The sequence below is a fragment of the Pelatocladus sp. genome, assembly GCF_059505505.1.
In genome coordinates, this window is record NZ_JCACKS010000053.1 from 1 (window position 1) to 14,393 (window position 14,393).

A 14,393-nucleotide genomic window follows, 5' to 3' on the forward strand; every position below is an offset into this window, starting at 1 on the left:
CTACAGGCTGCGCGGAACACGGAAACGTCAACCCTGAAGCTGCTGCAAGGAACCCTGAAGCTGCTACAGGCTGCGCGGAACACGGAAACGTCAACCCTGAAGTTGCTGCAAGGAACCCGGAAGCTGCTACAGGCTGCGCGAAACACGGAAACGTCAACCCTGAAGCTGCTGCAAGGAACCCGGAAGCTGCTACAGGGCATGTAAACTATGATCGGCTGAAATGGTCAAAAAATTACCAAATACAAAATCCCTACCCTTTGTAAGGCTACGCTGTACACACAAGTCAAAAATTTTTCATGTTGAAACCGTATCCCGCCTAGAACTATAGCAGTTCTCGGTTGTGTCCAATACGTACCCCAGTACCCCACCCCTTAATCCCCTAAGCGCTTGCGGGGCTACGGTGTACACAGAAGTCTTATAAAGTTGCCTAGTAGCGTTTTGATCCCCCCTAACCCCCCTTAAAAAAGGGGGAACTAGAATCAAAGTCCCCCTTAAAAAGGGGGATTTAGGGGGATCAGAGGATTTATGTGTACACCGCAGCCCCGTTTACGGGGAGGGGAGGTTTTGCGTCAGCAAAGCCGGGGTGGGGTTCCGACTGTATTGCAATCGAGTCAGAAGTGCTATAGTTTGCGAGAATCCACCTGTCGCAATCATTTTTCAAACTAGTCCCCGATCACCGTTTCCCGATCCCTTGAGCTTGAACTTGCAGGAGTTCTTGACTTAGAACCTCGTGAAGATGTGTATTTGTTGCCAAAATTCTACCTGACTCAATTTTGACGGGAGTGCGATCGTAAGCAGTGACTTTCCCTCCAGCCTCACGCACTATAATTATGCCTGCTGCTATATCCCAAGGAGAAAGACCTCTTTCCCAGTAACCATCCAGACGTCCACAAGCGACATGAGCTAAATCCAGGGATGCTGAACCACTGCGTCGTACTCCTTGGGTGATATGAGTAAGATGACAAAATTCTGCATAGTTGTTATCAGAAATTTCACGGCGATCGTAAGCAAATCCCGTCACCAGCAAACTCTTACTTAATTCATAAGTGTCCGAAACTTTGATCTGATGGCGGTTACGGGTTGCACCCATATCTTGAGCTGCACGAAATAATTCATCGTGAAAAGGATCATAAATCACGCCTACTTGGGGAACACCATTGATCATTAACCCAATAGAAACAGCAAAAAATGGGTATTGATGAGCAAAGTTTGTTGTACCATCTAAAGGATCAATTGCCCAAAGAAACTCATTGTCTTGATTTCCAAGTTTGCCAGATTCTTCTGTGAGAATGGCATGGTTAGGAAAGTGACGACCCAAAGCTTGTAAAATAACTTCTTCGGAAGCTTTATCAGCAACAGTAACTAAGTCCCCAGGGCGTCCTTTTTCGGTAATTGCGTCTTCTACTTTACCCAAGTAACCTTGCAAAACCGCACCAGCAGCCAGCGCCGTTTCTGTGGCAATATCTAGAAAAATTTGTAAATTAGTCATTGGTCATTGGTCATTTGTCATTTGTTATTAGTCCATAGTCAATGGTTAATAGTCAACTACTAACAATTAACAATCAACCACCAACAAAATTATGAATGCTTTTCGAGTCGGAGTTGCTGGGCCTGTGGGTTCTGGAAAAACTGCTTTAGTAGATGCTTTGTGTAAGATGATGCGTGACAAATATCACATCGCTGTGGTAACTAATGATATTTATACACAAGAAGATGCACAGTTTTTAGTACGTTCTCAAGCTTTAACGAGCGATCGCATTATCGGTGTAGAGACTGGCGGTTGTCCTCACACTGCTATCCGTGAAGATGCTTCGATGAATCTAGCAGCAGTTGAACAATTAGAAGCACGTTTTTCTAATTTAAACTTAGTCTTTATAGAAAGCGGTGGCGATAATTTAGCTGCAACTTTTAGCCCCGAATTAGTAGATTTAACAATTTATGTTATCGATGTTGCTGCTGGTGATAAAATTCCTCGCAAAGGTGGCCCTGGGATTACCAAATCTGATTTATTAGTGATTAATAAAACTGATTTAGCTCCCTACGTTGGTGCAGATTTAAGCGTAATGGAACAAGATGCCAAAAAAATGCGCGGCGACAAACCCTTTATCTTCACAAATTTAAAAACAAAGACAGGTTTAGCAGATGTAATTGAATTTGTGACTAAAAATATTTGTTAGTGTTTAGTAATTATGTCTCAATCTGTTCCAGATCAACTCCAAGTTGGGTTTCCATTATTCAGATCTTTTTTAGTTATGCTAAGAGGTTGTTTGAAAAGTGATTGGCTGTAATTTTAATTACATTATTACCCCCCTTAATCCCCCCTTATAAAGGGGGGAAACAAGAGAAATCCGGTTCCCTCCCCTTTACAAGGGGAGGGTTAGGGTGGGGTAAAAAATATTTGATACATCAATCATGACTTTTCAAACATCCTCTAAGAGTAAAATTATTAATGGTATAAGTTCCCAAATTTTATAAATATCATCAATCCAAAATCCATAGACGCTTCTGCGGCTTCCCGCAGGGTAATCCAAAATCTAAAATCGGATGACTCATCATATTTTGAAAGCAACTCCAAACACTGTACATCTAGGTGGTTTTTCCCATGAACTAGAACCAGCATTGATAATTGAATCTGGCGATACAGTAGATGTGGAAACTTACACTGGTTACTATATTTATAACAAAGCACCAGCAGAATTTATCACGCCAGAATTTGCTGACATTTGCCAAAACTTACCACTAGAAAAGAAAATAGCAGGTGGGCCACATTTATTAACAGGGCCTATTTATGTACAGGAAGCAGAACCGGGAGATATTTTAGAAGTAAAATTGGAAGCAATCAAACCAAGTTTACCTGTTGGTTTTAATGCTATTCGGACGGGATGGGGAGTTTTACCACACCAATTTAATGAACCAGCTTTGAGATTTATTCATCTAGATTTAGAAAATAATGTTGCGGAGTTTTCTGTAAATAGTGGGATTCAAATACCCCTGAAACCTTTTTTTGGTATTCTTGGTGTTGCTACTCCCGAAACACAACGTTCTTCTATTCCTCCTGGTTGTTATGGTGGTAATATAGACAACCGCGAACTGCAAGCAGGTTCAAAAATATTTTTGCCTGTTTTTGTTCCTGGTGCTTTATTTTCTATTGGTGATGGACATTCAGCTCAGGGAGATGGTGAAGTTAATGTCACGGCCATAGAAACATCTATGAACGGTACAATTCAACTCAAAATTCGCAAAGATTTGCAAGTAACTGCACCCATCGCTGAAACTGCTACTGATATTATCACAATGGGATTTGGTGAAACTTTGGATGCAGCTTTAGAACAAGCTTTAAACAACATGATTGATTTTTTGGTAGGTTTTACAAAAATATCACCAGAAGATGCTTATGTGTTATGTAGTTTAGCGGTGAATTTCCGTATTACTCAAGTTGTCAACACTCCCCAAAAAGGTGTGCATGGGATGTTATCAAAATATGTTTTTATAAATGGAATAAATTTATAATTTACTAGTTCAAATAATTTATAATTTTATGTCTAACATACTCATTCAATTGTTGATCATTGGGCTTGTGGCTGGTGTAGCTGGCGGTATGTTTGGTATTGGTGGTGGTGCAATTATGGTTCCTGCAATGGTACTAATCATGAGCATGGATCAAAAATTTGCTACTGGTACTTCTATCGCTGCTCAAATTTTGCCTATTGGTATTTTAGCCGCGATTGTTTACTACCGTAATGGTAATCTGAATATCAAATATGCTGTGATTATTGCTGTTGGTTTGATTATTGGTAATTTCTTTGGTGCTTTATTTGCCAATCAGCCATTTATTAGTAGTGAATTGATGAAAAAGCTATATGGCGTGTTTTTATTGCTGATTGGTTTGCGATATTTGCTATTTTAAATAATCAAATATAGCAATCCTATATGATTTGTGAGAATCGCAAAGCTCAGATCCCCGACTTCTGTTGAGGACACAGCTGGCGAATGGTGGGTTTGACCCCTCATTCGCCCACAAATTGGCTTGTAGAGACGTAGCATTGCTACGTCTCTACATCTGGTGGAATGACGAAAAATCGTTGATGAGAGATGTCACCCCTGATTCGCCAGCTGCATCCTCAACAGAAGTCGGGAATCTGAGTAATGTTAATATCTCGCCTTATATATGATTGCATCGAGTCACATTACGATTGTATCGGGTCGCATTGCGATTGTATCGGGTCGCATTACGATTGCATTGAGTCACATTGCGATTGTATCGGGTCGCATTGCGATTGCATTGAGTCGCATTGCGATTGTATCGGGTCACATTGCGATTGTCTCTAAAGCAGGCTATTTCATTCTAGACATAAACCGCCCTGAACTAAAGTTCAGAGCTAATAGCTTAAGTCCGTTTCAACGGACTTAATTACCACAAAACAGTCAATTTAAACCGACTTTTGCTATTACTCTCACAAATTAATTCTGAGGTGATCTCGATGAGAATGAAATAGCGCCGATCTCTAAAGCTACTGAGTTTTACGTATACCGCATATATTTATAAAATTGGAAAATAAAAATTCAACTTGCATCTACTACTCATTTACTACTACAAAGAGAAATATTTTTAACTCAATGCGGATCAGCGATAAATATGGATCGTCGTCAGTTTATCAAGTACACCTCTGTTGCGGGAGCTAGTTTGACCTTTGCTGCTTGTTCTGGAGACAAATATCATAATCCAGAGGGCGAAGTCTCTTCTGGATTATCACCTGTAGCAGCGAATGAACCTTTGAAGGTAGGATTTGTGTATGTAGGGCCTATGGGTGATTTGGGATGGACTTATGCCCATGACCTTGGTCGTAGAGAAATGGAAGTAAATCTGCAAGGTAAACTCAGCTCTACTTTTGTGGAAAATGTCAGTGAAGGTGCTGATGCTGAGAGGGTAATTCGTCAACTGGCGTTAGATGGTAACAAGTTGATTTTTACAACTTCTTTTGGTTACATGAATTCAACCATTAAAGTTGCCAAAGATTTTCCTCGTGTGTATTTTGAACACTGTACTGGCTATAAACGTGCTGCTAATGTCGGTACTTATTTGGGACGCTTTGAAGAACCGCGTTACTTGACTGGTATGATTGCAGGTAAAATGACCAAATCTAATATCATTGGTTTTATCGGAGCATACCCAATTCCTAAAGTAATTCGTGGTATCGGTGCTTTCACCCAAGGATTACGGGCGGTAAACCCCAAGGCGAAAGTGAAAGTGGTGTGGGTGCAAAGTTGGTACGATCCAGCTAAAGAAAGAGAAGCAGCACAAGCTTTGATCAGTTTAGGTGCAGATGTCTTGACACAGCATACTGATTCTGCTGCTGCTGTGCAACTAGCAGAAGAAAAAGGTATTTTTGCATTTGGTTATAACATCGATATGAGTCGGTTTGGTCCGAAAGCACATTTAACATCAGTTATTAATAAATGGGGTAAATTTTACACAGATCAAGCTTTGGCTGTGATGAATGGTAGTTGGAAATCTGAAGATGTTTGGTTTGGCATTGGTCAGGGTATGGTAGATATTTCACCCTTAAATTCAACAATTCCTCAAGATGTACAGCAATTGGTAATGGCGAAGCGAGATGAATTTATTAAAGGTACTACCCATCCTTTTGATGGCCCGGTAAAAGATCAAAAGGGTAAGCTACGGGTGCAGAAGGGTCAAGTTTTGCCAGATAAAGAACAATTAACGATGGATTGGTATGTAGAGGGAATTGATCCTTCAATTCCGAAAGCGGAATCCTAGTTTGTATCTTTGTAGATATTTTTAATGGGGTTCTAGGTGTAAAGTCATGCAAATCTGTCAAAATCCTAATTGTTCAAATCCTTTTAATCCTGATGGGAACAGATTTTGTACCAGTTGTGGTGCAAATAATTTCGGTACTTTATTTAAGAATCGTTATCGGATGAGTAGGTTATTGGGTGAGGGTGGTTTTGGCAGAACTTACGAAGCCCAAGATATTGATAGACTAGATTCACCTTGTGTGATTAAGCAATTTGTACCCCAGGTTCAGGGAACAGCAGCATTAAGTAAAGCTGCATCTATGTTTAAAGAAGAAGCTAGGCGATTATATGAATTAGGAGAAAATCATGCTCAAATTCCCCGCTTAGTTGCTTATTTTGGTCAAGGTGCAAATTTGTATTTGGTACAAGAATTGATTGCTGGAGACACTTTATTAACAGAACTACTAACGCAAGAATTCAATGAAGCAAAAATTCGGGAATTATTAGCTGATTTATTACCTATTTTGCAATTCGTTCACGATCGCAATGTTATCCACCGCGATATCAAGCCAGAAAATATCATTCGACGCCATAGCGATCGCAAACTCGTATTGATTGATTTTGGTGGTGCAAAACAAGTGACACAAACTACCTTTGCTCGCCAGGGAACAGGAATTTATACTATTGGTTATGCTCCTTTAGAACAAATGCAAGGTTATGCTTATCCTGCTAGTGATATTTATGCTTTAGGGGCTACTTGTGTCAGATTATTAACGGGATTTTTACCATTACAAGATGGTTTTGGTAATCTTACTGATGCTCTATATGATGTCAGAAATGCTCGTTGGTTATGGCGAGAATGTTTGCAAGATAAAGGCGTCAGTGTTAGCAAAGATTTAGAGCAAATTATCGAGAAGATGCTCAAGCATTTCGTACCAGAAAGATATCAATCTGCACAAGAAGTTTTACAGGATTTACAGGCGAAACCTGTAGCTGCGGTTCCACCTACTATACCAATCAACTTTGAAGCCTATAACTTTTGGGGATTAGATAAAGCACAAAGACTAGATTATCAAGGTGCGATCGCAGATTTTAATCAAGCTTTGCAGATGAATCCCAACTATGTAGAAGCATGGACAAATCGAGGCGATGTCTATTTACAAATGGGAGATTACCAAGCAGCACTAGCAGATTACAATCAAGCTTTAAGCATCAATCCAAATTTTACTGCTGCGATCGCTGGACGTAATAAAATCACTGCGATGCAACAGGTGCAAACACCTAGCCATCGTCCATTAAACCTCAGCAATGCTGTTTTTGCCTATGCTTTGAGTGGACATACCAATATTGTCCGTTCTGTAGCATTCACTCAAAATGGGCAAAGTTTGGTTAGTGGTAGTAATGATAAAACAATCAGAATCTGGAATCTGCAAAAGCGACAATTACAAGGAATGCTGTCGGAAAAAGGCGAGTGGGTAGTCATAGCGATTTCTCCAGATGGACAAACTCTCGCCAGTGGTAGCAGCAACAAAACAATCAAAATTTGGCATCTACAAACAGGTAAATTACTATCGGTACTCAAAGGACACTTTGACTTAATTAATGGATTGTGTTTTAGCCCAGATGGACAAAATCTTGTTAGTGCTTCTCGCGATCGCACTATCAAAATTTGGCATGTGAAAACTGGCAAACTACAGCGCACTCTTGGTGAAAATTCAGGTTTTATTTATGATATTGCTATTAGTTCTGATGGTAATTTCCTCGTCAGTGGTGGTAGTGATAAATTAATTAAAATCTGGCAGTTACAAACAGGAGAATTACTGCGAACAATTGCCGGATTTCCTGGCTTTGTGCGTACTGTGGCTATTAGTTCCATCTTACAAGTAATTGTTGGTGCTGGTTTTGGTAAAACTATTTATGTATGGGATTTACATAATGGACAACTCCAACAAGTTCTTGAGGGACATAATGGTTCAATTCAAACACTAGCTATCAGTTCAGATGGACAGAGTTTGATTAGTGGTAGTGATGATCGAACTCTCAAAATTTGGAACTTAAAAAAAGCGACACTGCTGCATACCCTTACTGGACATACTGGCAGTGTCTTGTCTGTAGATATTAGTTCTGATGGAAATATTTTAGCCTCTAGTAGCGAGGACAAAACCATCAGAATTTGGCAAGCAAATTAAGGTGCTAACCAAGAAAAAGGGGCAAAGGGCAGATTTCTTAATACCCAATATGCCAAAATAACTTTTAATGTCATCCAAATCCAATTTGGTTTGATGAAAAATTGAGGAACTTTTTGACCGATAATTACAGGCGCACTGTAAGCAATATAAGAATATATCAAATATGGTAATGATATTACCATCAACGGATTTAAATCAAAGGCTTTAAGGAGATTTCCATGCAATAGATAATGTAAGCCTCGGAGTGTACCACATCCAGGACAATATAAGCCAGTTAGTAACCTAAATGGGCTAGGAGGATATATTTGAGAATTGCTAGGATTAAAAAAGTATAAGATAATTGCAGCTAAAATAATTGTACTTGTTAGTGCTGCTACCTTGAAACTTTTTTTAGCAAGAAATGAAGATTTACGACGATAAATTGTATTCATTTTCATAAAATAAAAAACGATGGTTTATATACAGTTTGCCTCAATGTTCAGGTTCGTAAGCTTATTGTGAACCCAATCCTGCAATGACAATTAATAGGATATAAAGTACGATCACAGCAAGTCCTGAACCAAAAGATGCCCAACACCATATTTTTGCATTTTTAGATGCTTGCATAGCACCTTCATAATCCCCGGCTGCCAATTTTGAATTTACTTGTGCTGCATAAACTATTGCTACAATTCCAAATGGCAGACAGCAAAAAAGAGTAGTTAAGATCGCTTGCGGTAGATAAGTCGGGACATTCCGAGATTCCATTAAAAAATCCTTAAATTTGAATACAGTTTGGCAATGATTCTGTAAAAAATATTACCTTTCAAAGATATCAGAATGACCGAAAAATCTGTCAACCACCTTAATAAAAATCTATAATAAATTCGAGAAATGCAGCAGAAGAAAAACGTAGGGTTAAATGAGCTAATTCCCCGTTTACAAGTTAGGAATATTAGTAATTGTAGGTTTTTTTCTATTTAGTTTGTTGGGGAAATCTGCCATCACTGCATTTACTACTTTATTTATCTCGCCTTTCAGTAGTTTGCACGGAATAGTTTTTTGGGTACAATGCAAATGAAACTGCGATTGAAATAGCAGGCGGATTTTTTGAATATTTTTAAAAGGACGCATTTTTGTTCGTGCAGCGCGTCTCTGGTAAAACTATTTTTACTCTTTTTCATAAATTAATTTATGGGCTGACCTGTGGCAACGCTACGCGTATAAACTCAATATCTTTTTTATGAGTCCTTTTTACTTTTTATTGTTGCCTTGTTTGGTGAATCCAACACTACAGGATGATTGTATTTCCACTGCTGCTGATGTGCCACCAATGGTATTTTTATCTAAAAAACCCATCCTTGCGAATTTTTTGATGCACACAGGGTGGGACAAATTACTACCAATTGTATAGCAGCAGCGATCGCTATTGCTCAATGCTACCCGAACAAGTTTGGCGAGCGATCGCTTGTCATTAGCCAATCTGGACTAACTGAATCTCAAATATCAGTTCTTGTCCTGCTAAGGGATGGTTAGCATCGAGAGTGATTTGAGAGTCTGAAACTTCTGTGACAACGACTGGAATTGCTTGACCATTACTCTGAGAAATTTGTAGCATTTGACCCACCTCTACAGATACATCTGTGGGAATGCGTTCTTTCTCAACTACCATCACCAATTCTGGACGGTAAGGCCCATAGGCTTCATCTGCTGAAATATTTGTCCTCTTGGATTCTCCTGGAGTCATACCAACTACAGCCTGTTCAAAGCCGGGAATCACTAACCCTTCACCAATAGAAAACTGCAATGGATCTCGTTCAGCAGAAGAATCAAATACTGTGCCATCATCTAGCTTACCTGTATAGTGAACTTTCACAGTATCACCTAGTTTGGCTTGTCCCATTTTCTTCTCCTTCAAATTTGAGTTCACTACGCCTTCCCACCCTAGTACTTCTACGAGCAAATCTATCCCGATTTTGTTATTTATTAAGATTTTGATTGAGTTTGCAACACAACCTCACTACTGCTATTTCAAGGGGCTTTTTTTGTAGTTGGAGACGCAAGAAGATAAGGACAAAGGCACAGACACCTTGGCGCGGAGACTATTTTTAAAGATTTCCCCGTATCACCCCATCCCCGTATCTTCGTCTCCTCTTCTACCTTATCTAAAAAAAACATATTAGACTGTTTCTCTAGGTGGATATTGGTGCATGAAGAGATGCAAACCGTTCAAACCTGTTGCGATCGCAGTGGTGAATTTTCCTTGCTAGCAACAAGGAAAGTTTGCTACAATTGTGAATTAGTAATTTGGGTGACTAGCTCAACGGTAGAGCAGTGGACTCTTAATCCATTGGTTGCGGGTTCAAATCCCTCGTCACCCATTGATTTTAACTAGTTGCATACTCAATAATCGCACTCATCTTACCTAAAGCTTGCCTACGGCTTTCTTAAAATCCTAAGATATTTTGACTACAGTAGGTATAAAAGTTGAGTCAGTAGCTTTGTTGAGCGATCGCCTAAAATGTTTCTTGAGAGCGCGGCTTCAAGGTAGAGTACGCCATTAGCAGCATATGAAAGAAGCATATTTTTCTGGAGTTCTAAAACCCTTGCGGTATCAGGATTCACGCAATGTGCATTTTAGGAGTACAGTGAAATAGCCCTGCCCCAGATAGTCATCTAGGAGAAAGTTTTATTGAATGGAAACCACAGTTAAAAAGTCGGATTTTGTCCTGGCTCCTTACATGAAGAGTAATGACTTGCGGGCAACTTATCAAATCCTTAATACGGTTGTTCCTTATGTTCTGTTATGGTTTTTAGCAGTGAAAGCAGCTTCTATTTCTTTTTGGTTGCTTCCGCCCATTATAGTTTTGATAACGCTGTTTTCACTGCGTTGTTTTTCTTTAATGCATGATTGTGGACACTATTCACTCTTTCGTTCAAAAAGGGTTAATCGGATTATCGGTTTTCTTCTGGGTGTGATCAACGCGATCCCCCAATATCCGTGGTCAAGAGGACATGCCTATCACCACAAAACCAATGGTGATTGGGAACGCTATCGCGGTCCTTCTGCATTACTATCTACTGAGGAGTTTGCAAAACTCAGTCCATCTGCTCAAAGGCGTTATGAACTACTGAGGCACCCATTGATGATCTTTCCGGGAGGTTTTTTCTACCTTGCGATTAAGCCAAGACTCGCCCTGATTGCAGGAACCTATGATTTTATCACTCATCTACTGACTTGTTTGAAGCAAGATCCAGGTATGGATTTAGCGGGAATCATCTCCTGCCATAAGTCTAGGAATTGGTACACGGCGGCTGAGTTTTGGGATCTGCTGTTCAACAACATTTGTGTAGTCGGAGGCTGGATTTTCCTGGGATATTTACTTGGATTTGGTTTTTTCGTGAGTGTTTACTCAATCACGCTAACTTGTTCTGCGGCAATCTTCATCTGCGTCTTCTTTGTGCAACACAACTTTGATGGCTCTTACGCCCACAAAACCGAAGGCTGGAACTATCTGCTTGGAGCGATTAAGGGCAGCAGTTATCTGGAGTTACCCACGGTTCTCAAGTGGTTTTCCGCCGATATCGGCTACCATAACATCCATCATCTTTCTGAAAAAATCCCCAATTACCACCTCGAAGCTTGCCACAAAAAAAATATTCACCTGCTTACTCATGTAAAAACGCTGCGAATGGCAGATATTCCTGATTGCTTCAAATTTATTCTCTGGGATTCTGCCTCCAATCGCCTGGAGTCGATCGCATCATTTCGTCAAGCGGCCCAATCCATAGACCTTGACTCAAAAGGTGCAATCCAAACCGATGTTTTGCGCTCTTAAACTAACCAGCAAGGTTGCCAAATGTTTTTCTTTATCTTCACAAAATTTCTGACATCGAATTTGTAGTTAAATTTTGTTAAGATTGAACTCAATGTGAGTTAGCCTTCCCGGCTTGTTGCCTACCTTGGAGACACTCAATGCTGCGACTAGAACATATTAGTAAAATTTATCCAACTGGCGAAGTTCTCAAGGATATCAATTGGGAAGTTAAGATAGGCGATCGCGTTGGTTTAGTTGGTGTTAACGGCGCAGGTAAATCTACCCAACTCAAAATCATCACTGGTAAGATGGAGCCAACCTCTGGTGAAGTGATTCGTCCTGCGAGTTTACACATAGCTTACCTCAATCAAGAATTTGATGTAGATCCCAGCCGTACTATTAAAGAAGAATTGTGGACTGTCTTCAAGGAAGCAAATCAGGTACAGTTATCTTTGCTGGAAGTGCAACACCAGATGGAAAGTGCCTCCCCAGAAGAACTGGATAAACTAATTAATAAGTTGGATAAGCTACAGCGAAAATTTGAAGCCTTAGATGGTTATGGCTTAGAAGCACGCATCGGCAAGATATTACCAGAAATGGGCTTTGAACCAGAAGATGGCGATCGCCTTGTCAGCGCCTTTAGTGGCGGTTGGCAAATGCGGATCAGTTTGGGTAAAATCCTGCTGCAAGAGCCTGATTTATTGTTACTAGACGAGCCAACAAACCATTTAGATTTAGAAACAATTGAGTGGCTAGAAAATTACCTCAAAGGCTTAAATACACCCATGGTCATAGTTTCCCATGACCGGGAATTTCTAGACCGTCTCTGCACTCAAATTGTAGAAACAGAACGTGGGATTTCCACTACTTATCTTGGTAATTACTCAACGTTTTTACAACAGAAAGCTGAAAACCAAACAGCACAAATTAATGCTTACGAACGTCAGCAAAAAGAATTAGAAAAACAACAAGCTTTTGTTGATAAATTCCGTGCTAGCGCTACCCGTAGCACCCAAGCAAAAAGCCGGGAAAAACAACTAGAAAAAATAGAGCGTATCGAAGCCCCGACAGTTGGAGTTAAAACACTACAATTTCGTTTTCCTCCTGCACCACGCAGTGGTAGAGAAGTAGTCGAAATCAATAATTTAACTCATATCTACGATGATAAAGTCTTATTTTTAGGGGCAAATCTCCTGATTGAGAGAGGCGATCGCATAGCCTTTGTTGCTCCCAACGGTGCAGGTAAATCAACTTTACTGCGCCTAATTATGGGTATGGAAAAACCCACAGAAGGCGTTGTCAAATTGGGTGAGCATCATGTAATCCCAGGATATTTTGAACAAAACCAGGCGGAAGCTTTAGACTTAGAAAAATCCGTCATGGAAACTATTCATGACGAAGTACCCGACTGGAAAAACGAAGACGTTCGGACACTGCTAGGACGGTTTTTATTTAGTGGTGATACAGTCTTCAAAAAGGTTGCGGCTTTAAGTGGTGGAGAAAAAGCGCGTTTAGCGTTAGCAAAAATGCTATTGTGTCCAGCCAATTTACTAATTTTAGATGAGCCAACAAACCACTTAGATATTCCAGCTAAAGAAATGCTGGAAGAAGCACTACAAAACTATGATGGCACAGCGATTATTGTTTCTCACGACCGATATTTTATTTCTCAGGTAGCTAATAAAATCGTGGAAATTCGTGATGGTGAATTCCGAGTTTATTTGGGTGACTATCATTACTACCTAGAGAAAATTGCTGAAGAAAAAGAACAAGCCAGATTAGCTGCGATCGCTGCCGAAAAAGCAGCCAAAAAAGCAGCAAAAGCGGATAAGGCTGGTGGAAAGAAGAAGTAGAAAGGAAATCAGTGTCTTGTTTATTAACCAACTTGTGTAGTTTAAGAAGCGATCGCACAAACTCTTACTGAACCTGGAAAAAACTATGGTTATTGTTCAGTAGTGAAGCGATCGTCCACTCATAAGACCTCTTGCAAAAATATTTTTACCCCACCCTCAATACGGTTCGGTTAAGGATTTTTCGCATGATTTGGGAATGTAGAGACGTTGCAGTGCAACGTCTCTACAGGGTTTAAATGCCAATCGATTTGTCTTATCCGAACCGTATTGACCCCACCCTAACCCTAAGCGTAAACGCTTAGGGAACTAAAATTTCCCCCCGTGAACGGGGGGATTGAGGAGGGTTCATTCGACTTTTGCAAGAGGTCTATAATAGGTTATTAGTCAAGCGGACTACGAACAGCTTTACCACCACGATTGAGTACGTGAGTATAAATCATCGTAGTTTTTACATCCTTGTGTCCTAATAATTCCTGCACTGTGCGGATGTCATAGCCGTTTTGCAGTAAGTGAGTAGCAAAAAGGATGTTATACGGAAAAATTCTTCATAATCCAATACGGTTCAGTTAAGCCCACAATTCTTTGTAGAGACGCGAAATTTCGCGTCTCTAACACCAATTTTCTGTACCAAAAATCCTTAACTGAACCGTATAATCCTCCCGTAAAGAGGGTTATGGTAGAGTCGATGGAGGGACAATACCCTCCATCGACTCTACCATAATAAATAGTTGTACTGCTGGGCGGTAGTTTTTCACTCTCCCCCTATTTGCAACCGTTTGCAGTTACGGACAAAGTAA

The 14,393-nt window shown here is 40.1% G+C and carries 14 protein-coding genes and 1 tRNA gene; 9 read left to right on the forward strand and 6 right to left on the reverse strand.

Annotation, left to right across the window (positions count from 1 at the left end; translation table 11 throughout):
• Nucleotides 1–263: hypothetical protein (locus tag AC5JMK_RS05515; protein WP_495909592.1), on the forward strand; the 263-nt coding region annotated here is incomplete at its 5' end.
• 410 nt (nucleotides 264–673) lie between these two features.
• On the opposite strand, the gene AC5JMK_RS05520 is transcribed toward AC5JMK_RS05515, so the two are convergent.
• Nucleotides 674–1,489: an inositol monophosphatase family protein gene (locus AC5JMK_RS05520; RefSeq protein WP_495909593.1), complete on the reverse strand. Its 816-nt coding sequence runs from the start codon at nucleotides 1,487–1,489 to the stop codon at nucleotides 674–676.
• A gap of 91 nt (nucleotides 1,490–1,580) precedes the next feature.
• On the opposite strand from AC5JMK_RS05520, the gene ureG reads away from it, so the two are divergent.
• From ureG to AC5JMK_RS05545, 5 genes are all read left to right on the forward strand, one after another.
• Entirely contained in the window at nucleotides 1,581–2,177 is a 597-nt protein-coding gene (ureG, locus tag AC5JMK_RS05525) for an urease accessory protein UreG (protein ID WP_096676189.1), read from the forward strand.
• A gap of 367 nt (nucleotides 2,178–2,544) precedes the next feature.
• Complete coding sequence (locus tag AC5JMK_RS05530; protein ID WP_495909594.1) at nucleotides 2,545–3,510, forward strand: acetamidase/formamidase family protein; 966 nt, start codon at nucleotides 2,545–2,547, stop codon at nucleotides 3,508–3,510.
• A gap of 28 nt (nucleotides 3,511–3,538) precedes the next feature.
• On the forward strand, nucleotides 3,539–3,907 hold the full coding sequence (locus tag AC5JMK_RS05535; protein WP_096676187.1) for a TSUP family transporter: 369 nt from the start codon (nucleotides 3,539–3,541) through the stop codon (nucleotides 3,905–3,907).
• Nucleotides 3,908–4,636: 729 nt separating this feature from the next.
• Nucleotides 4,637–5,779, forward strand: a complete 1,143-nt coding sequence (locus AC5JMK_RS05540) for a BMP family ABC transporter substrate-binding protein (protein ID WP_495909595.1) — start codon at nucleotides 4,637–4,639, stop codon at nucleotides 5,777–5,779.
• Between the two features lie 46 nt (nucleotides 5,780–5,825).
• Nucleotides 5,826–7,946 carry a protein kinase domain-containing protein gene (locus AC5JMK_RS05545; protein WP_495909596.1) on the forward strand — a complete coding sequence of 707 codons (2,121 nt, stop codon included), beginning with the start codon at nucleotides 5,826–5,828 and terminating at the stop codon, nucleotides 7,944–7,946.
• Here the strand turns inward: AC5JMK_RS05545 and AC5JMK_RS05550 are convergent.
• The 4 genes from AC5JMK_RS05550 to AC5JMK_RS05565 form a co-directional block, all read right to left on the reverse strand.
• On the reverse strand, nucleotides 7,943–8,383 hold the full coding sequence (locus tag AC5JMK_RS05550) for a DUF2752 domain-containing protein (protein ID WP_495909597.1): 441 nt from the start codon (nucleotides 8,381–8,383) through the stop codon (nucleotides 7,943–7,945). The genes AC5JMK_RS05545 and AC5JMK_RS05550 overlap by 4 nt on opposite strands.
• A gap of 55 nt (nucleotides 8,384–8,438) precedes the next feature.
• Nucleotides 8,439–8,693 (reverse strand): CD225/dispanin family protein, encoded by a 255-nt coding sequence (locus AC5JMK_RS05555; protein WP_096676183.1) that lies wholly within the window; start codon nucleotides 8,691–8,693, stop codon nucleotides 8,439–8,441.
• A 486-nt stretch (nucleotides 8,694–9,179) separates the two neighbouring features.
• Nucleotides 9,180–9,407: a hypothetical protein gene (locus AC5JMK_RS05560; protein ID WP_495909598.1), complete on the reverse strand. Its 228-nt coding sequence runs from the start codon at nucleotides 9,405–9,407 to the stop codon at nucleotides 9,180–9,182.
• Nucleotides 9,400–9,828: an FKBP-type peptidyl-prolyl cis-trans isomerase gene (locus AC5JMK_RS05565; protein WP_096676182.1), complete on the reverse strand. Its 429-nt coding sequence runs from the start codon at nucleotides 9,826–9,828 to the stop codon at nucleotides 9,400–9,402. Before AC5JMK_RS05565 ends, AC5JMK_RS05560 begins: the two co-directional genes overlap by 8 nt.
• Before the next feature lie 406 nt (nucleotides 9,829–10,234).
• On the opposite strand from AC5JMK_RS05565, the gene AC5JMK_RS05570 reads away from it, so the two are divergent.
• The 3 genes from AC5JMK_RS05570 to AC5JMK_RS05580 all read left to right on the forward strand — a co-directional run bounded on the left by AC5JMK_RS05570 (nucleotide 10,235) and on the right by AC5JMK_RS05580 (nucleotide 13,596).
• A tRNA-Lys gene (locus AC5JMK_RS05570) sits at nucleotides 10,235–10,306 on the forward strand.
• A 315-nt stretch (nucleotides 10,307–10,621) separates the two neighbouring features.
• Nucleotides 10,622–11,764: a fatty acid desaturase gene (locus AC5JMK_RS05575; RefSeq protein ID WP_096676181.1), complete on the forward strand. Its 1,143-nt coding sequence runs from the start codon at nucleotides 10,622–10,624 to the stop codon at nucleotides 11,762–11,764.
• A 137-nt stretch (nucleotides 11,765–11,901) separates the two neighbouring features.
• Complete coding sequence (locus AC5JMK_RS05580; RefSeq protein ID WP_495909599.1) at nucleotides 11,902–13,596, forward strand: ABC-F family ATP-binding cassette domain-containing protein; 1,695 nt, start codon at nucleotides 11,902–11,904, stop codon at nucleotides 13,594–13,596.
• 380 nt (nucleotides 13,597–13,976) lie between these two features.
• Here the strand turns inward: AC5JMK_RS05580 and AC5JMK_RS05585 are convergent, their stop codons facing one another.
• Nucleotides 13,977–14,138: a tyrosine-type recombinase/integrase gene (locus AC5JMK_RS05585; protein ID WP_096676179.1), complete on the reverse strand. Its 162-nt coding sequence runs from the start codon at nucleotides 14,136–14,138 to the stop codon at nucleotides 13,977–13,979.
• Nucleotides 14,139–14,393: the final 255 nt, after the last annotated feature.

Excerpts from the sequence above, each read along its gene's own strand:
- AC5JMK_RS05530 (WP_495909594.1), top strand. The coding sequence starts at position 2,545 with ATGACTCATCATATTTTGAAAGCAACTCCAAACACTGTACATCTAGGT.
- AC5JMK_RS05545 (WP_495909596.1), top strand. The coding sequence starts at position 5,826 with ATGCAAATCTGTCAAAATCCTAATTGTTCAAATCCTTTTAATCCTGAT.
- AC5JMK_RS05565 (WP_096676182.1), bottom strand. The coding sequence starts at position 9,828 with ATGGGACAAGCCAAACTAGGTGATACTGTGAAAGTTCACTATACAGGT.
- AC5JMK_RS05555 (WP_096676183.1), bottom strand. The coding sequence starts at position 8,693 with ATGGAATCTCGGAATGTCCCGACTTATCTACCGCAAGCGATCTTAACT.
- AC5JMK_RS05550 (WP_495909597.1), bottom strand. The coding sequence starts at position 8,383 with ATGAAAATGAATACAATTTATCGTCGTAAATCTTCATTTCTTGCTAAA.
- AC5JMK_RS05520 (WP_495909593.1), bottom strand. The coding sequence starts at position 1,489 with ATGACTAATTTACAAATTTTTCTAGATATTGCCACAGAAACGGCGCTG.
- AC5JMK_RS05580 (WP_495909599.1), top strand. The coding sequence starts at position 11,902 with ATGCTGCGACTAGAACATATTAGTAAAATTTATCCAACTGGCGAAGTT.
- AC5JMK_RS05540 (WP_495909595.1), top strand. The coding sequence starts at position 4,637 with ATGGATCGTCGTCAGTTTATCAAGTACACCTCTGTTGCGGGAGCTAGT.
- AC5JMK_RS05575 (WP_096676181.1), top strand. The coding sequence starts at position 10,622 with ATGGAAACCACAGTTAAAAAGTCGGATTTTGTCCTGGCTCCTTACATG.
- ureG (WP_096676189.1), top strand. The coding sequence starts at position 1,581 with ATGAATGCTTTTCGAGTCGGAGTTGCTGGGCCTGTGGGTTCTGGAAAA.
- AC5JMK_RS05535 (WP_096676187.1), top strand. The coding sequence starts at position 3,539 with ATGTCTAACATACTCATTCAATTGTTGATCATTGGGCTTGTGGCTGGT.